The organism is Frigoribacterium sp. CF331 (assembly GCF_057787905.1).
The window spans coordinates 2483830-2502937 of the sequence record NZ_CM173545.1; the positions used below are offsets into that span (position 1 = coordinate 2483830).

Below are 19108 nucleotides of genomic sequence, written 5' to 3' on the forward strand. Positions count from 1 at the left end.
CACGTCCCCAGTACGAAGAGGTCCAACATGGCTCAGAAGTCCAAGGCGTACCGCGCCGCTGCCGAGAAGATCGAGGCAGGCAAGTTCTACAGCACCAGCGAGGCCGTCGCCGTCGCTCGTGAGACCGGTTCGAAGAAGTTCGACTCGACCGTCGAGGTCGCGCTGAAGCTCGGCGTCGACCCCCGCAAGGCCGACCAGATGGTGCGCGGCACCGTCATCCTGCCGCACGGCACGGGCAAGACCGCCCGCGTCATCGTCTTCGCGACGGGTGCCGCGGCCGAGGCCGCCATCGCGGCCGGTGCCGACGAGGTCGGTGGCGACGAGCTCATCGAGAAGGTCGCCGGCGGCTACACGTCGTTCGACTCGGCCGTCTCGACCCCCGAGCTCATGGGCAAGGTCGGTCGTCTCGGCAAGGTGCTCGGCCCCCGTGGCCTCATGCCCAACCCCAAGACCGGCACCGTGACCCCCAACGTCGCCCAGGCCGTCAACGACATCAAGGGCGGCAAGATCGAGTTCCGTGTCGACAAGCACGCGAACGTCCACTTCGTGATCGGCAAGGCCGGCTTCACCGAAGAGCAGCTGAACTCGAACCTCGACGCCGCGCTCGACGAGGTCGTCCGCCTCAAGCCGTCCTCGTCCAAGGGCCGCTACATCACCAAGGGCACGCTGTCGACGACCTTCGGTCCCGGCATCCCCCTCGACATCAACGTCTTCTAGGTCGCACCGACCCTCGACGAACCGTCGCACGCAGGCCGTCCCACCCTCGGGTGGGGCGGCCTTCGTCGTGCCACCGTGCGGCGAGGCGGCGCCATGCGGTCGGGTGAGGAGGCGCGGGTGGGGCACCATGGGCAGATGACCGTCACCGTGCGCCCCGCCACCCCGTCCGACGCCGCCCTGCTCGCCGAGGTCGCCGCGGTGACGTTCCCCCTGGCCTGCCCGCCCGGGTCCGACCTCGCCGACATCGCGAGGGTGGTCACCACCGTGCTGTCCGAGGACGCGTTCACGCGCTACCTCGCCGACGACTCGCGGATCGTCCTGCTCGCCGTGGACCCGACGGCCAGGGGTGCCGCCCTCGGCTACAGCATGATGGTCACGGGCGACCCCGACGACGCCGACGTCTCGGCCGTCGTCGCGTCGCGGCCCACGGTGGAGCTGAGCAAGTTCTACGTCATGCCGCAGGGTCACGGCACGGGAACGGCGTCGACGCTGATGGCCGCGACCATCGAGGCAGCCCGCGCGACCGGCGCCTCCTCGGTGTGGCTCGGCGTCAACCAGCAGAACGAGCGGGCGCTGCGCTTCTACGCCAAGCACGGGCTCGGGCGCGTCGGCACGAAGACCTTCGCCCTCGGTGACGACCTGCAGCAGGACTTCGTCCTCGAACGGCGTCTCTAGGCGCACCGCCCGCGCCCGCCGGCGTCGACGAGGCGGGTCAGGCGGCCTCGGTGTCGTCGGCGACGCGCAGGACGAGCTTGCCGCGGGTGTGCGACCGCTCGAGGCGCGTGTGGGCCTCGCACGCGTCGGCCAGGTCGTAGACCTCGTCGACGTAGACGCGCACGTCTCCCGAGTCGAGCAGGCGGGAGATGATCGCCAGCGTCGCGCCGTCCGGTGAGACCGCGAAGCCGGTCGAGCGTATGCCGGCTCGGGCCGCCTTCTCGGCGAAGGCGGCGCCGGAGGCCAGCGGGGCGTGGACGGCGAGACCACCGGGCCGCAGCAGCCGCAGGGCACGGTCGGCCTCGGCGTCGTCGTCGAGCAGGTCGATGACGGCGTCGACCTGGCGGATGCTCCGGTCGACGTCGGCGGCGCCGTAGTCGACCACCTCGGCCGCCCCGAGCTCTCGCAACCAGGCCGAGTTCGCCTGTGAGCCCGTCGCGACGACGTGCGCGCCGAAGTACGAGGCGAACTGCACGGCGAAGTGCCCGACGCCGCCGGCCCCGGCGTTGATCAGCAGGCGCTGCCCCTCGTGGGCCTTGGCGACGTCGACGACCATGCCCCACGCCGTCAACGCCGCGAGGGGCACGGCCGCCGCCTCGACGTGCGACAACGTCGTGGGCTTCCGGGCCACCGACAGCGACGGGACGCTGATGTACTCGGCGTAGCTGCCGCCGGACCTCGGGCACGGGGCCATGCCGTAGACGGCGTCGCCGGGGCGGAGCGGATGGGCCGCGTACGGCGTCTCGACGACGACGCCGCTGAAGTCGTGGCCGAGCACGGCCGGGAAGGTCGGGATGGCGCCGCTGTCGCCGCGGCCGGCGCGGGTCTCGAGGTCGAACCGGTTGACGCCGGCCGCGACGACGCGCACGAGCACCTCGGCGTTCACGCGCTGCGGGTAGGGCACGTCGGCGGCGACGAGCTGCTCGGGGCCGCCGGTCCGTTCGATCACCATGGCACGCATCGTCGTGTGCATCGTCCTGTCCATCGGGGGCCCCTGTCGGCTCGTGTGCGCCGTGGCTCCGGCGCTGTGGTGACGCCAGTCAACGGGACGCATGAGTCACCCGTGTTTCGCGGGTGTCACCGACCGGGAAACGATGGGTACGGTGTGCTCATGAGAGCATCGGTCGCCGTCCTGCGCGTCGCGGCGGCCGTGGCCGTCCTGGTGGCGGTCGTCACCCAGTGGGAGAGCAGCCTGCGCGACCCCGGGTACCGGTTCGTCGACTTCTTCGGCTACTTCACCGTGCAGAGCAACCTGATCGTGCTGGTCGCCCTGCTCGTCGGGGCCTTCACGGTGCTGCGGCGGGCGAGGCCACCGCGCTGGACGGTCGCCCTGCGGGCCGGGGCCACGACGTACATCGCCCTGACCGGCCTGGTCTTCAACCTGGTGCTCGCCGGGCTCCCCTCGACCGACCCGTACACGGTGCCCTGGGTGAGCGACGTCTACCACCGGGTGATCCCGCTCTACGCCGTGCTCGACTGGATCGTCTTCGCCGACCGCGACCGCCAGCCGTGGCGGCGGGTGTGGCAGTTCCTGGCGTTCCCGCTGGTCTGGGTGGTGGTCGTGCTCGCGCGCGGCGCCGATTTCGTCCCGTACCCGTTCCTCGACGTCGCGACGCTCGGCGGCGGCGGCGTCGCCCTCTGGTGCGTCGGCATCACCGTCGCGGTCGGTGCGATCGGCGCCCTCGTCGTCGCGGCCTCACGGCTCCGCCTGCTCGACCCCGACCGGCAGGCGCCCCGTCGCGCCGATCCTCAGCGCAGCGGCCCTCGGCGCAGCGGTCCTCAGCGCAGCGGGTCGTAGGGCGGCGGTTCGTACGCCTCGTAGGCGTCGAACGGCGGCGGCGGTGCCGACGACCGGCCGCCCGGGGCGAACGGGTCGACGGGGGCCTGCCGGGCGAGCGTGTCGAGCACTTGGTCGGCAAGGGCCACCAGGCGGTGGATCTCGTCCTCGTCGCGTTCGACCCAGCGGCACTGCGGGTCGCCGTGGACGGGCACGAAGTCCGCGTGTTGCTCCCACACCACGAGCGTGCGCTCGGCCCCCAGCACGTACTGCTGCCAGGCGACCTGGCGCAGGTACGACCGGGGGATCGACGACCAGGCCTTCTTCGTGGTCTTGATCTCGCACAGCTCGACGGTGCCGTCGGCGCGGACGGTCACGCCGTCGGGCGTGGCCAGGTGCCGTCGCTCGCCGGACGCGTGGAACAGCTTCTGGCTCGCCTCGATGCCGTGTCGCTGCAGCACCCACCGCGCGATCTCGGGCTCGCGGGCCCGGCCGTGGTCGGTGTAGGCGTTGCCGCCGAAGCCGTTGCCGTAGAGCTTGTCGAGCACGACGGCCTGCACGGCCCGGGGGCTCGACAGTCGGGCGACGTCGGTCGCCGTGATGCCCTGGCTGCGGGCCCGCAGCCAGGCGATGCGATCGGACGAGTCGGCCAGCACGCGCGACAGGTGGGCAGGAGGCGCGGCGGGGGTCGTCGGCTCGTCGTCGTCCCACAGGGCGAGCATGGGTTGGACGACGGTCATGGTGACCATTGTCCCTCGTGACGGGCGCGAGGACGACACCCGCGCCTCCCCGTGTCGCGGACGAGGGGCACGAGCCGGGCGCGGCCGGTCAGACGGCGGCGGCGAGCTCGTCGATGGCGGCGGGGGAGAGCGCGTGGTGGATGGCGAGCATGCTCGCCCCCATGAGGCCGGCCCGGTCGCCCGCCCGCGACGGGACGATGCTCAGGTGCTCGGTCGCCAGCGGCATCGACCGCTGGTAGACGACCTCGCGGACGCCGGCCAGGAGGTGCTCGCCGGCCTGGGCCATCGAGCCGCCGATCGCGATGACCGACGGGTTGATCATGTTGACGCAGGCGGTCAGCACCTCGCCGAGGTCGCGACCGGCCTGACGCACGGCCTGCACGGCGTCGAGGTTGCCCGCCCGGACGAGCTCGACGACCTGGCGGCCGCCCTCGCAGTCGTGGCCCAGGGCCCGCAGCGACGCGGCGAGGGCCGGGCCGGAGGCGACGGCCTCGAGGCAGCCGACGTTGCCGCAGTGGCAGACGACCCCGGCCCCGCGGGGGATCTGCACGTGGCCGATGTCACCCGCGATGCCCTGCGCCCCGCGCTGCAGGCGCCCGCCCGAGATGATGCCCGAGCCGATGCCGGTCGCGACCTTCACGAAGAGGAAGTGGTCGGTGCCGGGCCACGCGTGGCTGCGTTCGCCGAGGGCCATGATGTTGACGTCGTTGTCGACGAGGACCGGCACGTCGAGGTGGCGGCGCACCCAGCCCGGCACGTCGAAGCCGTCCCAGCCGGGCATGATCGGCGGGTTGACGGGTCGGCCCGTGCCGAACTGGACGGGGCCGGGCAGCCCGATGCCGACGCCGATGAGGTCGTCGCGGGTGCGTCCGAGTCGGTCGAGCAGGGCGTCGGCCCCGGTCACCATGCCCCCCAGGGTGGCCTCGGGCCCGTCGGCGATGTCGATCAGGCGGCGGTCGCTGGTCAGCTCGACCCCCATGAGGTCGGTGAGGGCGAGGTTGACGTGGCCGGCCCCGAAGTCGGCGGCCAGCACGACCCGGGCCGAGGGGATGAGGGCGACCCGCGAGGGCGGTCGCCCGCCGGTCGAGACGGCGTCGGCGAAGGGGCCGACGAGCCCCAGTTCGGCGAGGACGTCGAGGCGCAGGCCGATGGTCGACCGGGCGAGACCGGTCATCGCCGCCAGCTCGGCGCGGGTGCGCGGCGCGCCGTCGCGGAGCAGCTGGAAGATCTCGCTGGCCCCGGTGCTGCCGAGGGCAGACGACCGCGTCGTGTCGGACATGGCAGCAGTAAACCACAGGGCTCGACGGCGGCCGAGAGAAGCCCGCCGAAAAAACGACGACTTTTGCTTGCGGGTCGACAGAAGCGGTCCTATGGTGAGTCTCGGTCGACGCCGACCGCCACTCTTCCGGGGGTGACCGGTCGACGGCTCGACCGCTGAGAGTCCCCGACGGTGCTCGTCACCGCCGCACATCCACTCGGAAGAGGAGACACCCCTGGTGACCACCGCAAGCCCGATCTCGGTCCAGCTCTACACGGTCAGAGACGCCATCGCCGCCGACCTGCCCGGCACCCTGCAGCGCATCGCCGACCTCGGCTACACCCAGGTCGAGCCCTACGCGTTCGTCGACCGCGTCGACGAGTACGCCGAGGCCCTGCCGGCCGCCGGGCTCACCGCGCCCAGCGCGCACGTCGGCCTGATCGGCAAGGACCTCGAGCCGATCTTCGCCGCCGCCACCCGCCTCGGCGTCGGCACGATCATCGACCCGCACATCGACGAGACCCGGTGGGTCACCCGCGAGGACGTCGAGGCGATCGCGGCGGAGCTCGGCGGCATCGCCGACGCGGCCGCGGTCCACGACCTCACCATCGGCTACCACAACCACGCGTTCGAACTCGAGAACCTCATCGACGGCACCCCCGCCCTCGAGGTGTTCGCCGCGGCGCTGCCCGCGAACGTCGTGCTCGAGATCGACACCTACTGGGTCGAGGTCGGCGGCGTGGACGCGGCCGAGCTGCTGGCCCGCCTGGGCGAAAAGGTGCAGTTCCTCCACGTGAAGGACGGCCCGAAGAACAAGAACGACGTCGAGCAGGTCGCCGTGGGCCGCGGCTCGATGCCGGTCCGCGACATCCTGCAGGCCGCGCGTCAGGCCACGCCGGTCGTCGAGCTCGACGACCACGCCGGCGACGTGTTCACGGCCCTGGCCGACAGCCTCGAGTTCTTGCAGGGGGTGCGCGCGTGAGCGACGTGACCACCGCCTCCCGGCCCGCCGTGGCCTCCGACGGCAGGACCGGCCCGGTCGGCGTCGGCGTCATCGGCGCCGGGGTGATCAGCGACCAGTACCTCGGCAACCTGACCCGGTTCCCCGACCTAAAGGTCCTGTTCGTCGCCGACATCGACCAGGACCGCGCCGCGGCCCAGGCCGAGAAGTGGGGCGTCCCCGGCAGCGGAACCGTCGCCGAGCTGCTCGCCCTCGACGAGGTCGAGATCGTCGTCAACCTGACGATCCCCGCGGCCCACGTCGAGGTCGCCCTCCAGGCCGTCGCCGCCGGCAAGCACGTCTGGGGCGAGAAGCCGTACGCGCTCGACCGCGAGAGCGGCGCGCGCCTCCTCGCCGCGGCGAAGGAGGCCGGCGTCCGGGTGGCCGTCGCCCCCGACACCTTCCTCGGCGCCGGACTGCAGACGGGCCTGCGGGTCGTCGCGCGCGGCGACATCGGCACGCCGCTCACCGGACTGGCGCTCTTCCAGGTGCCAGGGCCCGAGTCGTGGCACCCGAGCCCCGAGTTCCTCTTCGCCCACGGCGCCGGCCCCATGTTCGACGTCGGCCCGTACTACCTGACCACGCTGGTGCAGGTCTTCGGTCCCGTCGCCAAGGTCACGGCGACGGCCTCGAAGGCGCGCGACAGCCGCGTGATCGGTTCGGGCCCGAAGGCCGGCACGGTCTTCCCCGTCGAGGTGCCGACGCACGTCAGCGCCCTGCTGCAGTTCGAGAGCGGGGCCAGCGCGCAGGCCGTCTTCAGCTTCGACTCGAAGCTCGCCCGGGCCGGCTTCGTCGAGATCGCCGGCACCGAGGGGACCGCCGTGTTCCCCGACCCGAACGAGTTCGAGGGCGACACGACGGTGCACACCGGCACCGACGAACCCGCGGTCGTCGCCGCGACGGGTTCGACCTTCACGCGCGGCACCGGCGTCGCCGAGCTCGCCCAGGCGATCCGCGAGGGACGCCGCGAACGCGTGCCCGGCGAACTCGCCTTCCACGTCCTCGACGTCATGGTCTCGTTGGCCGAGTCCGCCGAGCGCGACGAGAGCGTCCGCGTCGAGTCGACCCTCGAGCCGACACCCGAACTGCCCGAGAGCTGGGACCCCTCCGTCCCGACCCTCGGCTGACCCGGTGCGGTGCCGGCGCCTCCTCGACGCCGGCACCGCGCCTCCCCACCCGCCCCCGAGCGCACCACCCGCACCACACAGCACCACCCGCACGACACAGCACCACCCGCACGACACAGCACCACCCGCACGACACAGCACCACGCACCACCCCTTCCCCCACTCGATGAAGAGAAATCTCGAAGAAGAGACACCAGGAGAAGTCATGCAAACGAAGTTCCGTTGGCTCGCCGCCCTCGCGGTCGGAGCCCTCTCGGTCGGATCGATGACCGCCTGCAGCGCCTCGGGCGGCAGCGGCGACTCCGACACCATCACCTACTGGGCCAGCAACCAGGCCCCGACGGTCGAGAAGGACGCCGAGATCCTGCAGGAGAGCATCGACCGCTACACGGAGGAGACCGGGGTCAAGGTCGACCTCGAGGTCATCCCGTGGTCCGACCTCTACAACCGCATCCTCACCGCCGTCTCGAGCGGCGAGGGGCCCGACGTGCTCAACATCGGCAACACCTGGGCGGTGTCGCTGCAGTCCAGCGGTGCGTTCGTGCCGTGGGAGGGCGACGCCCTCGACCAGGTCGGCGGCCAGGACCGCTTCGTGCAGTCCAGCTTCGCCACCGGTGGCGCCGAGGGTCAGGCCCCCACGTCGATCCCGCTGTACGGGCTCGCCTACTCGCTGTACTACAACACGGCCATGTTCGAGGCGGCCGGCATCACGACGCCGCCCGCCACGTGGGACGAGTTCGTCGAGGACGCCAAGAAGCTGACGGTGGACACCGACGGCGACGGCACCATCGACCAGTGGGGCGTGACGATGGCCGGGTCGAGCATCTCGAACAACTCGCACCAGGCGTTCGTCCGCGGCCTGCAGAACGACGGGGCGCTCTACGACTCCGACGGCAACCCGGACTTCGGCAACGACGGCGTCGTGAAGGGCGTCAAGGAGTGGGTCGACCTGATGGCCGTCGACAAGGTGGTCTCGCCCTCGGACGCCGAGAGCGTCAACGGTTCCGACATGGCGGCGACCTTCGCCGACGGCAAGGCGGCCATGTTCTTCGACCAGGCCCCCGACGCCAACCTCGCCGCCCGTGACTTCACGGACTACGCGGCCGCGCCGGTGCCGATGGAGTCCGCCGACGCCACCGGGCTGCTGGGCACCCAGAGCCACGTGGCCGGCATCAACGTCAGCGTGTTCGAGAACAGCGACAACAAGGCCGCCGCGATCGACTTCGTCAAGCACCTGACGAGCGACTCCGAGCAGGTCTACCTCAACAAGTCGTTCAGCTCGCTGCCCGTGGTCACGAGCGCGTACGACGACCCGGCGTTCCAGTCGGACACCATCAAGCTGAAGCAGGTCACGCTCGCCGACCACGCCCAGCCGATGCCCCTCTACCCCTCAGAGGGGCAGATGGAGACCTTGGTCGGCACCGCGATCAAGAACCTCCTCGCCACCGCAGCCCAGGGCGGTTCCGTCAGCGAGTCCGACGTCGAGTCGGCCCTCGAGGACGCGAACAGTCAGATGAGCTCGGGTCAGTAGCCCGTCCCACCGCCACCGGTGGGGGCGGTCGGTCCGAGCGACCGGCCGCCCCCGTCGAGGCCCCGAGAGGACCCTCATGACCGTCAACGTCCTGCCCCCCGCCACCGCCGTCGAGGACCTGCCGCCCGACCCGCACCAGCAGGCCCCGCTCGAGCCCGCGAAGCGCAAGAAGCACCGCTCGCCGCTCGCCTACCTGCTCGTGGCCCCGGCCGCCCTCGCCGAACTGCTCGTCCACATCGTCCCGATGGTGCTCGGCGTGTGGATCGCCTTCATCACCCTCAACCAGCTCAGCATCGCCAACTGGGTCAACGCGCCCTTCGTCGGCCTGCGCAACTTCGTCACCGCCCTCGACCCCAGCTCGCCGATCGCGGCCCAGCTCTACGGCGCCCTCGGTCGCACCGTGCTCTTCACGGTCATCGTCGTCGCCATCGCGTGGAGCATGGGCATGCTGGGTGCCGTGCTGCTCACCAGCTCGTTCAAGGGCCGCGGCATCCTGCGCACGCTCTTCCTCGTGCCCTACGCGCTGCCCTCGTACGTCGGCACCATCGCCTGGGCCTTCATGTTCAACCAGCGCGACGGGGCGATCAACCGGTTCCTGGTCGACGACCTGGGCATCCTGCAGGACCGCCCCTTCTGGTTGCTCGGCGGCAACTCGTTCTGGGCCATCGTCATCGTGACGGCCTGGCAGTTCTGGCCGTTCGCCTTCCTCATGCTGCTCGCCGCGCTGCAGAACATCCCGGGCGACGTCTACGAGGCCGCCAGCCTCGACGGCGCCAGCCTCTGGAAGCAGTTCACGCAGATCACCCTGCCCATGGTCAAGCCGGCCAACGCCGTGCTGCTGCTGATCATGAGCCTGTGGATCTTCAACCAGTTCAACGTGCCCTACGTGCTCTTCGGCCCGGCCTCGCCCGAGCAGGCGACCCTCATCTCGCCGTTGATCTACCAGCAGTCGTTCAACAACTGGAACTTCGGCCTCGGCGGTGCCATGAGCGTCATGCTCCTGGTCGTGCTGCTGATCGCGTCGGCGTTCTACATCCGCATGGTTCTGCCGAAGGGACAACACGATGATTGAGACCCGTGGGTTCAAGGTCTTCCGCTTCTTCGGGCTGGCCTTCCTGTCGCTCGTGGTGGTCGTGCCGCTCTACGTGGTGCTGACGACCTCGATCAAGCCGCTCGCCGACGTCCAGGGGCTCTTCACCTGGATCCCCAGCCGGGTGACGCTCGAACCGTACGTGCAGATCTGGCAGACCGTGCCGCTCGCCTCGTACTTCAAGAACAGCCTGATCGTCACAATCTCGGCCACGGTGCTCTCGGTCGCGATGGCCGTGCTGGCGGCGTACTCGCTGGCCCGCCTGCGGTTCAAGGGCCAGCGCAGCTTCAGCCTGGTCGTGCTCTCGACGCAGATGTTCCCGGGCATCCTGTTCCTGCTGCCGCTGTTCCTGATCTTCGTGCAGATCCAGCGGACGGTCGGCGTGCAGCTGACCGGCAGCTACCTCGGCCTGATCATCACGTACATGACCTTCTCGCTGCCGTTCTCGATCTGGATGCTGACGGGCTACTTCGCGTCGATCCCGAAAGAGCTCGAGGAGGCCTCGATGATCGACGGCACGGGTCGCCTCGGTGCGCTGTTCCGCGTCGTGATCCCGGTCGCGAAGCCCGGCATCATCGCCGTCGCGGTCTACGCCTTCATCACGGCCTGGGGCGAGGTGCTCTTCGCCTCGGTGCTCACGAGCAAGGACACCAGGACGCTCTCGATCGGCCTCCGCGCCTACGCCTCGCAGCAGGACGTCTACTGGAACCAGCTGATGGCGGCCTCGGTCGTCGTCTCGCTGCCCGTCCTGATCGGCTTCATGCTCGTCCAGAAACACCTGATCACCGGGCTGTCGTCGGGGGCCGTGAAGTGACGGAGCCGGCCGTGGCCACGGCGGTGGAGCCGGTGGGCGCCACCGCCGGCCCGGCCGGGCGGACCACGCCGAGCCGAGGAGGCGCGGTGCCGGTCGAACCCCTCCGCGTCGGCATCGTGGGCGGCGGCTTCATGGCCCGCGTGCACGCCGGGGCCGCACGGTCGGCCGGCGCCCGGGTGGTCGCCCTGGCCTCGTCGAGCGCGTCGAGCGCGGCCAGGGCGGCGGGGGTGCTCGGCGTCGACACGGCGCACGAGAGCGTCGACGACCTGGTGACCGACCCCGGCGTCGACGTCGTCCACGTCTGCTCGCCGAACGCCACGCACGCCCCGGTCGCGCTGGCGGCGCTCGCCGCCGGCAAGCACGTCGTCTGCGAGAAGCCGCTCGCGACCTCGTCCGCCGAGGCGGAGGCCCTGGTCGCCGCCGCTCGCGCCGGGCGCCTGGTCGGTGCGGTGCCCTTCGTCTACCGGTACCACCCGATGGTCCGCGAGGCGCGGGCACGCGTCGCCTCGGGCGAGGCGGGCCGCGTGCTGAGCGTGCGGGGCTCGTACCTGCAGGACTGGCTGCTGGACAGCACCGACGTCGACTGGCGCGTCGACTCGGCGGCGGGCGGCCCGTCGCGGGCCTTCGCCGACATCGGCAGCCACCTGGTCGACCTGCTCGAGTTCGTCCTGGGCGACCGACTGGCCCGGCTGACCTCGACGACCCGGACGGTGCACGCGCACCGCGGCGGTTCGTCGGTCGACACCGAGGACGAGGCGGCCGTCGTGTTCGAGACGGCCCGCGGTGCGATCGGCACCCTCTTCGTGTCGCAGGTGGCGCCGGGTCGCAAGAACCGCCTCCTGCTCGACCTGTCGGGCACGGCCGAGAGCCTCGAGTTCTCGCAGGAGGAGCCCGAGACGCTCTGGGTCGGTCGCCGCTCGGGCACCCAGCTCGTCGCCCGCGACGCCGCGGTGCTCGCTCCCGACGCCGCGCGGTTGTCCACCGTGCCCGCCGGGCACCCGATGGGCTACGTCGACGCCTTCGCGGGGTTCGTCCGCGACGCGCACGACGCCGTCCGCGGGGGTTCGCCCGAGGGGCTGCCCACGTTCGCCGACGGCCTCCGCGCCGTGCGGGTGACCGAGGCCGTCCTCGCGTCCGCCGCCGCGCGCACGTGGGTCGAGCTGCCCTGACCCCGCCCACCCGCCGTCGCCGTCCCCCGCACCGCCGCACCCTGGAAGGACCCCATGACCGAGAGCTCGCGCCCCGTCACCCTGTTCACCGGCCAGTGGGCCGACCTGCCGTTCGACGAGGTCGCGGCGCTCGCCGCCGGCTGGGGGTACGACGGCCTCGAGATCGCCGCCTCGGGCGACCACCTCGACCTCGAGCGCGCCGACCAGGACGACGCCTACCTGCGCTCGCGCCTCGACGTGCTCGACCGGCACGGCCTGCGCGTCTGGGCGATCTCGAACCACCTGACCGGCCAGGCGGTCTGCGACGACCCGATCGACTTCCGGCACCAAGCGATCGTGCGGCCGTCCACCTGGGGCGACGGCGAGCCCGAGGGCGTCCGACGGCGGGCCGCCGAGGACATGAAGCGCGCGGCGCGCGTCGCCCGCAAGATGGGCGTCGACACCGTCGTCGGCTTCACCGGGTCGAAGATCTGGCCGTACGTCGCGATGTTCCCGCCGGTGCCGGCGAGCGTCATCGACGCCGGTTACCAGGACTTCGCCGACCGCTGGAACCCCATCCTCGACGTGTTCGACGCCGAGGGCGTCCGGTTCGCCCACGAGGTGCACCCGAGCGAGATCGCCTACGACCACTGGACGAGCGTCCGGACCCTCGAGGCCATCGGCCACCGGTCGGCGTTCGGCTTCAACTGGGACCCGTCGCACATGCTCTGGCAGGGCGTCGACACCGTGTCGTTCATCACCGACTTCGCCGACCGGATCTTCCACGTCGACTGCAAGGACACCCGCATCAAGCCGCCCACCGGCCGGTCGGGCGTGCTCGGGTCGCACCTGCCCTGGGGCGACCCGCGCCGCGGCTGGGACTTCGTCTCGACGGGTCACGGCGACATGCACTGGGAGGACGCCTTCCGTGCCCTCGACTCCATCGGCTACGACGGCCCGATCTCGATCGAGTGGGAGGACGCCGGCATGGACCGCCTGCACGGCGCCCCCGAGGCGCTGGCGTACGTCCGGTCGCTGCTCTGGCAGCGGCCGAGCGCCTCCTTCGACGCCGCCTTCTCGAACCAGTGACGGCAGACTGACCGCATGCCCCGAACCCTCCTGCCCGGACGACGCAGCCGCCTGCTCGTCGTCGACCCCGCGACCGGCGACGTCGAGGTCGTCCTCGAGAGCACCCGCCTGCTGGTCGAGGCCCCGAACTGGAGCCCAGACGGCCGCTGGCTCGTGGTCAACGGCGACGGTCTGCTCTGGCGGCTGCCGGCCGACGCGCGCGGGGTCGACGAGGCCGCGCTCGAGCCGGTGCCGATGGGCGACGTGCCCGAGATCAACAACGACCACGTGATCGCCCCCGACCAGGGTGCGGTGATCGTCAGCGCCCGCGACGGCCACCTGTACGAGGTCCCCTGGGACGGCGTCACCCCGGGCGGCACCGCGCGCCGGGTGACCCGCGACCACCCCGCCGGGCGCAACCACAAGAACTACCTGCACGGCGTCTCGCCCGACGGCGCCACGCTCAGCGTGATCGTCGGCGCCCTGCCGGCCCCGGTCGACGACCCGGACGACGAGGAGGCGCGGGCCGGCTGGCGGACGGACGTCGCCCTGGTCTCGCGGGCCGACGGCGCGACCACGCCGGTGACCGACGACGAGCACCCGGACGACGGGGCCGAGTTCTCGCCCGACGGCGCCTGGCTGTGGACGAACTCGGAACGCGCCTCCGCGGGGGTCGCCGGTCACGCCCAGCTCTTCCGCAGCCGCCTCGACGGCGGCGACGTCGTCCAGGTGACGCACGACGAGCGCGTCAACTGGTTCCCGCACGTGTCGCCCGACGGCGGGACGCTGCTCTGGGTGTCGTTCGAGCCGGGCACGATCGGCCACCCCGAGGACCGCGACGTGGTGCTGCGCACCCTGCCGCTCGGCCCCGACGGCCTGCCCGTGCCGGGTCGTGAGCCGCACGACGTCCTCGCCCTGTTCGGCGGCCAGGGCACGATCAACGTGCCCTGCTGGGCCCCCGACTCGAGCCGCTTCGCCTGCGCGGACTACCCCCTGGGCTGACGCCGGGGCCCTGGCACGGCCCCGGCACGCCCGCGGTCAGATCTCGGTGACCCGGCCACCCTTCAGGTGCAGCCGGCGTTCGGCCCGCCTCGCCACCGCCGAGTCGTGCGTGACGATCACCAGGGTCAGGCCGCGCTCGCGCCAGACGCCCTCGAGCAGGTCCATGATCTCGTCACGGGTCGCCTCGTCGAGCGACCCGGTGGGTTCGTCGGCGAGCAGCACCGTGGGCTCCTTGACCAGGGCCCTGGCGACGGCGACGCGTTGCTGCTGACCGCCCGAGAGCTCGACGGGCAGGTGGTCGGCGCGCTCGGCGAGGCCGACCGAGGCGAGGGCGGCGGCCGCCCGTCGACGCCGTTCGTCGCGGGGCACCGAGCCGTCGGCGAACGCCGTCTCGACGTTCTCGGCCGCCGTCAAGGTCGGGATCAGGTTGAACCCCTGGAACACGAAGCCGATCTCGCGCCCCCTGGCCGCGGCCAGGGCGTGGTCGCCGGCCTTCGACAGGTCGTGCTCGCCGAGCAGCACCGTGCCGCTCGTGGGTCGGTCCAGGGCGCCGAGCATCTGCAGCAGCGTCGACTTGCCGCCGCCGGTCGGCCCCTGGATCGCGACCATCTGGCCGGCCGGGATCTCGAGCGTGACGCCGGCCAGCGCGGTCACGGTCTTCTTCTTCTGCGAGTACGTCTTGACGACGTCGGTGAGGCGGTACATCGGTCGGTGCCCTTCGGGTGCGTGCGGTGCGGTGGGGGAGTGCCGGTCGGCGGGGGAGTGCCGCTCGGCGGGGACGTGCCGGTCGGCGGGGGACGAGGAGGCGCGGGTCGCGTCGGTCACGCCGGCCGCCCCCGCCTCGGCGCGGCTCACGCGACGCTCCGCAGCGCTTCGGCGGGGCGCAGCCGCGAGGCCCGCCAGCCGCCGATCGCGCCGGCCAAGAGGCCGCCGAGCACGGCGAGCCCCACGGCGAAGAGGACGATCGTGAGCGAGACCGGCACGTGCAGCACGACGTCGGTCGTGGCCTGGACCACCTGCTGACCGAAGCCGCCGCCGGCACCGGTCGCCGCGCCTCCCTGGGTCGCCGTACCGGCGGCCGCGGTGGCGGCGCCGCCGGGCACGCCGCCCGGGCCGCCCGCTCCGGGGCCGGACGAACTCGCGGCCGACGCCGAAAGGGTCGGGGCGATCGCGTTGACCACGACGATGCCGAGCAGGCCGACCGCGACGCCGGCGACGCCGCCGATCAGGCCCTGCACGAGCGACTCGCCGGCGACCTGACGGGTGATGCGCGCGTTGCTCCAGCCGACGGCCTTCAGGGTGCCGAACTCCCTGGTGCGTCGGCCGACGCCCGAGACCGTGAACAGGACGGCGAGGGCGAACGCGGCGGCCAGCACGACGACCGAGAGCCAGGTGCCGAGGGTCGAGACCAGGCCCGAGGCGGTCGAGAGCGAACCCGAGACGCTGGACGCGAGGTCGGACTGCGTGCTGACGGTCGCGTCGGGCAGGGCGGCCTCGAGGTCGGTCTTCAGCGAGTCGACGTCGCTCGCGCTCGCGGCCGTGACGTAGACGTCGCTGATCTGTCCGGTCAGCCCGCTGACGGCCTGGGCCGTGTCGAGCGGGACGTACGTGTCGCTCGCGGTCGCCGCGTCGGACGACGTGGACGCCACGACGCCGATCACGGTGAAGTCGGTGCCGCCGATGGCGAGGGTGTCGCCGGTGGCGAGGTCGGCGCTCGTGGCGTAGGTCTGGTCGAGCACGACGACGTCCTGTCCGGCGTCGGCGGCGGTGAAGGTGCGGCCGTCCACCAGCGAGACGCTCGTGAGCGGGCCGACCGCGTCCGCGGTCACGTCGATGCCCTCGACGGCGAACTGGTCGACGTCGAACGAGCTGCCGCCCGCGCCGTCGGCCCCGCCGGTCGGAGGGGACTGCTGCGTCGCGCCCGAGTCGGTGCCGGTGCCCGCGTCGGGGGCGGTGCCCGTGCCTCCCGTGCCGCTCGTGCCGCCCTGCGAGAAGTCGGGCAGCGTGCCCGAGAAGCTCGAGGCCTGCAGGCTGAGGGTGGCGGTGGCGGCGGCGACGCCGTCGACCCCCTCGACGGTGGTGAGCGTCGAGGCGTCGAAGGTGGCCGTGCCGCGGGCCGCCGAGAGGGTGCTCTGCGCGACCTGGGTGCTGCCGCCTTCCGTGCTGCCGTCGCCCGAGCCGAAGTCGAAGCGCTGGCCGGGGCCGCCGCCGTCGGCGCCGGGCTCGGCGGTCTGCGTGATCGTGACGTCGGTGCCGACGCCGTAGACGGACTCGAGCACGGACGACTGGGCGTCGCGCACGCCGGAGGCGACGCCGTTGACGACGATGACGAGGGCGATGGCGAGCGCCATGCCGATGGCGATGACGACCGTCTGCTTGCGCCTGTTGCCGAGTTCTCGGCGCAGGTAGGTGAAGAACATGGTGGGGGCTCCTTGACTGGGGCGGTGCCGGGCCGGGAGGGCCTGCCGCCGGAGCGAACCTAGGGACGACCTCGATGAGGGGCCGATCAGCCGGCCATGAGGCGGCTATGAGACATGTGCAGCCTGCTCATGGTCCGATCACAGTCCGTTCATAGGAACCGCTCGATACTTGGAGAGGTGACCACAACGACCCCCGCCACCGCTTCGGCCCCGCGCCTCACCCGTGCCGACGGAACGCCCCTCCGAGTCCTCGTCGTCGACGACGAGAACAGCCTCACCGACCTGCTCTCGATGGCCCTGCGCTACGAGGGGTGGGACGTCAAGGCCGCCTCCGACGGGCAGGCGGCGCTCGCCACGGCCCGCGAGTTCAAGCCCGACGCCATCGTGCTCGACTGGATGCTGCCCGACATCGACGGCATCCAGGTGCTCGGCCGGCTGCGCTCGAGCGGCGACGACACCCCCATCCTGTTCCTCACCGCGAAGGACAGCGTCGAGGACCGAGTGTCGGGCCTCACGGCCGGGGGCGACGACTACGTCACCAAGCCCTTCTCGCTCGAAGAGGTCGTGGCCCGGCTGCGCGGCCTGATCCGGCGGTCGGCCTCGGCCGTCAGCGAGGCCGGAGACTCGCGCATCGTCGTCGGCGACCTCGTCCTCGACGAGGAGAGCTACGAGGTGACCCGGTCCGGCCGCGAGATCGAGCTGACCGCGACCGAGTTCGAGCTGCTGCGCTTCCTGATGCGCAACCCGCGGCGCGTGCTGAGCAAGGCGCAGATCCTCGACCGGGTCTGGAGCTACGACTTCGGCGGCAAGTCCAGCGTCGTCGAGATCTACATCTCGTACCTGCGCAAGAAGATCGACGTCGGCGAAGAGCCCATGATCCACACCGTTCGCGGCGTGGGTTACGTGATCAAGCCCACGTCGTGACCGATGCCCTGCCCGCCCGGGTGGGCTCGCGCCTCCGGGGCCTCGTGCGTCGGGCGCCCGGGCTCGCCGGGCCGCTCACCCTGCGCAACCGCCTGATCCTCAGCATCGTCGCCCTCGTGGTGCTGCTGACGATCGTCATCGGCGCGGTGAGCGTCGTCGCGCTCCGCAGCTCGCTCGTCGACCAGCTCGACGACGAACTGGGCCAGGCGACGAACCGGGCCCTGAGCGGTCCGGCGGGGGGAGGGGCCGACTCCGGTCGGCCGAGCGTCTCTCCCGACGAGGCCGACCTGCTGGGGCCCCGCCAGGCGCCGGGCACCTTCACGGCCCTCGTGGTCGGCCAACGGGTCACCGCCGCCTACAGCATCGACTCGTTCGGCGACGTCGACGACCCGGTGACGTCGGCGAACGCCGCGGCCGTCCTGTCGGTCGTCGGGTCGACCGACCCCACGACGGTCGACCTGGGCGGCGACCTCGGCTCGTACCGGGTCGAGGCGCAGCCCGTGCAGCTCGTCCCGACCTCGGGGGTCGGCACCACGACGACCTACGGCTACATCGTCGTCGGCCTGCCGATGGACAGCGTGTCGACGACGGTGACCCGCATGGTGGCCGTCATCGTGGCGATCACCGTCGTCGGCCTGGCGATCGCCATCGCCATCGCCTACGCCGTCGTCCGCAGCGCCCTGCGACCGCTCGAGCGGATGTCCGACACGGCCCTGCGGGTCGCCGAACTGCCCCTCGACCGGGGCGAGGTGGCGCTGGCGGAACGCGTCGACGACGCCGACGCCGACACCCGCACCGAGGTCGGGCGGGTCGGCGCGTCGCTCAACCGCATGCTCGGCCACGTGGCGGGCGCGCTCGAGGCCCGACAGCAGAGCGAGAACAAGGTGCGGCAGTTCGTCGCGGACGCCTCGCACGAGCTGCGGACGCCGCTCGCCTCGGTGCGCGGCTACGCCGAGCTGACCCGACGCATGAACGCCGGCCTGCCCGACGACGTCGTCTACGCCATGGGGCGCATCGAGTCCGAGTCGCTGCGCATGACCTCGCTCGTCGAGGACCTGCTGCTGCTCGCGCGCCTCGACGAGGGGCGCGACCTCGTCACGGGCGACGTCGACCTCACCCGCGTGGTGCTCGACGCCGTCAACGACGCCCACGTGGCCGGCCCGACGCACGACGTCGACGTCTACGTGCCCGACGAACCCGTGACGGTGTCGGGCGACGCCATGCGCCTGCACCAGATCGTCGCCAACCTGTTGACCAACGCGCGCACCCACACGCCCGACGGCACCCACGTGCACGTCTCGCTGACGGTCGACGACGCGTCGGGGCGGGCCGTCGTCTCGGTGGCCGACGACGGCCCCGGCATCGACGAGGCCGTGCTGCCCGTGCTCTTCGAGCGGTTCGCCCGCGCCGACAGCTCGCGCTCGCGCAAGGCCGGCTCGACCGGCCTCGGCCTCGCCATCGTCGAGGCCGTCGTCCACTCGCACGGCGGCACCGTCGACGTCGACAGCTCGGCCGCGGGGGCGACCTTCACGGTGCGCCTGCCGCTCGCGACGCCCGTCGTCGTGGCCGCCCGCGACGGTGAGGAGGCGCGACTTGCGTGAACGCGCCTCCTGCGTCTACTCTGTACGAAGCCCAAGACCGCCGGTTGTGCTCGTCTGCTCGCAGACGGGTGCCGAAGGTTCTCGAGAGAGAGCGACCAGCGCAGGTGTGTGAAGTCGTTCCTCTTCTCGAAGAGATCCAGCTCCGTGCCCCTGCGCCGGAGCTTTTTTCATGCCGTC

At 72.1% G+C, this 19108-nt stretch carries 18 protein-coding genes; 13 read left to right on the forward strand and 5 right to left on the reverse strand.

All coding sequences use genetic code 11. From position 1 onward, the window contains the following. Positions 1 to 27: 27 nt before the first annotated feature. On the forward strand, positions 28 to 717 hold the full coding sequence (gene rplA, locus AC3CCI_RS11625; protein WP_354593215.1) for a 50S ribosomal protein L1: 690 nt from the start codon (positions 28 to 30) through the stop codon (positions 715 to 717). Positions 718 to 852: 135 nt separating this feature from the next. Continuing rightward, complete coding sequence (locus AC3CCI_RS11630) at positions 853 to 1392, forward strand: GNAT family N-acetyltransferase (protein ID WP_488627292.1); 540 nt, start codon at positions 853 to 855, stop codon at positions 1390 to 1392. Between the two features lie 37 nt (positions 1393 to 1429). Here AC3CCI_RS11630 and AC3CCI_RS11635 read toward each other — a convergent pair whose 3' ends face one another. Beyond that, the gene (locus AC3CCI_RS11635) at positions 1430 to 2383 is read right to left on the reverse strand and encodes an NADP-dependent oxidoreductase (RefSeq protein ID WP_488627293.1); all 954 of its coding nucleotides are present in this window, start codon (positions 2381 to 2383) and stop codon (positions 1430 to 1432) included. A 159-nt stretch (positions 2384 to 2542) separates the two neighbouring features. Between AC3CCI_RS11635 and AC3CCI_RS11640 the strand changes: the two genes are divergently transcribed. Continuing rightward, positions 2543 to 3229 carry a Pr6Pr family membrane protein gene (locus tag AC3CCI_RS11640; RefSeq protein WP_488627294.1) on the forward strand — a complete coding sequence of 229 codons (687 nt, stop codon included), beginning with the start codon at positions 2543 to 2545 and terminating at the stop codon, positions 3227 to 3229. Here AC3CCI_RS11640 and AC3CCI_RS11645 read toward each other — a convergent pair. Both AC3CCI_RS11645 and AC3CCI_RS11650 read right to left on the reverse strand, forming a co-directional pair. After that, on the reverse strand, positions 3211 to 3948 hold the full coding sequence (locus AC3CCI_RS11645; RefSeq protein ID WP_488627295.1) for a YqaJ viral recombinase family protein: 738 nt from the start codon (positions 3946 to 3948) through the stop codon (positions 3211 to 3213). The two genes, AC3CCI_RS11640 and AC3CCI_RS11645, sit on opposite strands and share 19 nt — an antisense overlap. Before the next feature lie 88 nt (positions 3949 to 4036). Beyond that, the gene (locus AC3CCI_RS11650; protein WP_488627296.1) at positions 4037 to 5227 is read right to left on the reverse strand and encodes an ROK family transcriptional regulator; all 1191 of its coding nucleotides are present in this window, start codon (positions 5225 to 5227) and stop codon (positions 4037 to 4039) included. A 217-nt stretch (positions 5228 to 5444) separates the two neighbouring features. On the opposite strand from AC3CCI_RS11650, the gene AC3CCI_RS11655 reads away from it, so the two are divergent. The 8 genes from AC3CCI_RS11655 (at position 5445) to AC3CCI_RS11690 (ending at position 13986) form a co-directional block, all read left to right on the forward strand. Then, entirely contained in the window at positions 5445 to 6188 is a 744-nt protein-coding gene (locus AC3CCI_RS11655) for a sugar phosphate isomerase/epimerase family protein (RefSeq protein ID WP_488627297.1), read from the forward strand. Continuing rightward, positions 6185 to 7333 carry a Gfo/Idh/MocA family protein gene (locus tag AC3CCI_RS11660; protein ID WP_488627298.1) on the forward strand — a complete coding sequence of 383 codons (1149 nt, stop codon included), beginning with the start codon at positions 6185 to 6187 and terminating at the stop codon, positions 7331 to 7333. The genes AC3CCI_RS11655 and AC3CCI_RS11660 overlap by 4 nt, the downstream gene beginning before the upstream one ends. 205 nt (positions 7334 to 7538) lie before the next feature. Next, entirely contained in the window at positions 7539 to 8864 is a 1326-nt protein-coding gene (locus tag AC3CCI_RS11665; protein WP_354593208.1) for an ABC transporter substrate-binding protein, read from the forward strand. A 76-nt stretch (positions 8865 to 8940) separates the two neighbouring features. Beyond that, on the forward strand, positions 8941 to 9936 hold the full coding sequence (locus AC3CCI_RS11670) for a carbohydrate ABC transporter permease (protein ID WP_354593207.1): 996 nt from the start codon (positions 8941 to 8943) through the stop codon (positions 9934 to 9936). Next, positions 9929 to 10768, forward strand: coding sequence for a carbohydrate ABC transporter permease (locus AC3CCI_RS11675; protein WP_056257769.1), 840 nt, complete (start codon positions 9929 to 9931; stop codon positions 10766 to 10768). The genes AC3CCI_RS11670 and AC3CCI_RS11675 overlap by 8 nt, the downstream gene beginning before the upstream one ends. An 86-nt stretch (positions 10769 to 10854) precedes the next feature. Continuing rightward, positions 10855 to 11937: a Gfo/Idh/MocA family protein gene (locus AC3CCI_RS11680; protein WP_488627299.1), complete on the forward strand. Its 1083-nt coding sequence runs from the start codon at positions 10855 to 10857 to the stop codon at positions 11935 to 11937. A gap of 54 nt (positions 11938 to 11991) precedes the next feature. Next, entirely contained in the window at positions 11992 to 13005 is a 1014-nt protein-coding gene (locus AC3CCI_RS11685; protein ID WP_488627300.1) for a sugar phosphate isomerase/epimerase family protein, read from the forward strand. A gap of 15 nt (positions 13006 to 13020) precedes the next feature. Continuing rightward, positions 13021 to 13986 (forward strand): biopolymer transporter Tol, encoded by a 966-nt coding sequence (locus AC3CCI_RS11690; RefSeq protein ID WP_488627301.1) that lies wholly within the window; start codon positions 13021 to 13023, stop codon positions 13984 to 13986. Positions 13987 to 14022: 36 nt separating this feature from the next. Here AC3CCI_RS11690 and AC3CCI_RS11695 read toward each other — a convergent pair whose 3' ends face one another. Both AC3CCI_RS11695 and AC3CCI_RS11700 read right to left on the reverse strand, forming a co-directional pair. Next, positions 14023 to 14691, reverse strand: a complete 669-nt coding sequence (locus AC3CCI_RS11695) for an ABC transporter ATP-binding protein (RefSeq protein WP_354593316.1) — start codon at positions 14689 to 14691, stop codon at positions 14023 to 14025. Between the two features lie 146 nt (positions 14692 to 14837). Further along, the gene (locus AC3CCI_RS11700) at positions 14838 to 16406 is read right to left on the reverse strand and encodes an ABC transporter permease (protein WP_488627302.1); all 1569 of its coding nucleotides are present in this window, start codon (positions 16404 to 16406) and stop codon (positions 14838 to 14840) included. Between the two features lie 165 nt (positions 16407 to 16571). On the opposite strand from AC3CCI_RS11700, the gene AC3CCI_RS11705 reads away from it, so the two are divergent. Both AC3CCI_RS11705 and AC3CCI_RS11710 read left to right on the forward strand, forming a co-directional pair. Continuing rightward, positions 16572 to 17330, forward strand: coding sequence for a response regulator transcription factor (locus AC3CCI_RS11705; RefSeq protein ID WP_488628686.1), 759 nt, complete (start codon positions 16572 to 16574; stop codon positions 17328 to 17330). Beyond that, positions 17327 to 18931 (forward strand): sensor histidine kinase, encoded by a 1605-nt coding sequence (locus AC3CCI_RS11710; RefSeq protein WP_488627303.1) that lies wholly within the window; start codon positions 17327 to 17329, stop codon positions 18929 to 18931. The genes AC3CCI_RS11705 and AC3CCI_RS11710 overlap by 4 nt, the downstream gene beginning before the upstream one ends. The last annotated feature ends 177 nt before the right edge of the window (positions 18932 to 19108 follow it).

Excerpts from the sequence above, each read along its gene's own strand:
- AC3CCI_RS11645 (WP_488627295.1), bottom strand. The coding sequence starts at position 3,948 with ATGACCGTCGTCCAACCCATGCTCGCCCTGTGGGACGACGACGAGCCG.
- AC3CCI_RS11695 (WP_354593316.1), bottom strand. The coding sequence starts at position 14,691 with ATGTACCGCCTCACCGACGTCGTCAAGACGTACTCGCAGAAGAAGAAG.
- AC3CCI_RS11685 (WP_488627300.1), top strand. The coding sequence starts at position 11,992 with ATGACCGAGAGCTCGCGCCCCGTCACCCTGTTCACCGGCCAGTGGGCC.
- AC3CCI_RS11690 (WP_488627301.1), top strand. The coding sequence starts at position 13,021 with ATGCCCCGAACCCTCCTGCCCGGACGACGCAGCCGCCTGCTCGTCGTC.
- AC3CCI_RS11700 (WP_488627302.1), bottom strand. The coding sequence starts at position 16,406 with ATGTTCTTCACCTACCTGCGCCGAGAACTCGGCAACAGGCGCAAGCAG.
- AC3CCI_RS11675 (WP_056257769.1), top strand. The coding sequence starts at position 9,929 with ATGATTGAGACCCGTGGGTTCAAGGTCTTCCGCTTCTTCGGGCTGGCC.
- AC3CCI_RS11635 (WP_488627293.1), bottom strand. The coding sequence starts at position 2,383 with ATGGTGATCGAACGGACCGGCGGCCCCGAGCAGCTCGTCGCCGCCGAC.
- AC3CCI_RS11650 (WP_488627296.1), bottom strand. The coding sequence starts at position 5,227 with ATGTCCGACACGACGCGGTCGTCTGCCCTCGGCAGCACCGGGGCCAGC.
- AC3CCI_RS11665 (WP_354593208.1), top strand. The coding sequence starts at position 7,539 with ATGCAAACGAAGTTCCGTTGGCTCGCCGCCCTCGCGGTCGGAGCCCTC.
- rplA (WP_354593215.1), top strand. The coding sequence starts at position 28 with ATGGCTCAGAAGTCCAAGGCGTACCGCGCCGCTGCCGAGAAGATCGAG.
- AC3CCI_RS11640 (WP_488627294.1), top strand. The coding sequence starts at position 2,543 with ATGAGAGCATCGGTCGCCGTCCTGCGCGTCGCGGCGGCCGTGGCCGTC.
- AC3CCI_RS11670 (WP_354593207.1), top strand. The coding sequence starts at position 8,941 with ATGACCGTCAACGTCCTGCCCCCCGCCACCGCCGTCGAGGACCTGCCG.
- AC3CCI_RS11630 (WP_488627292.1), top strand. The coding sequence starts at position 853 with ATGACCGTCACCGTGCGCCCCGCCACCCCGTCCGACGCCGCCCTGCTC.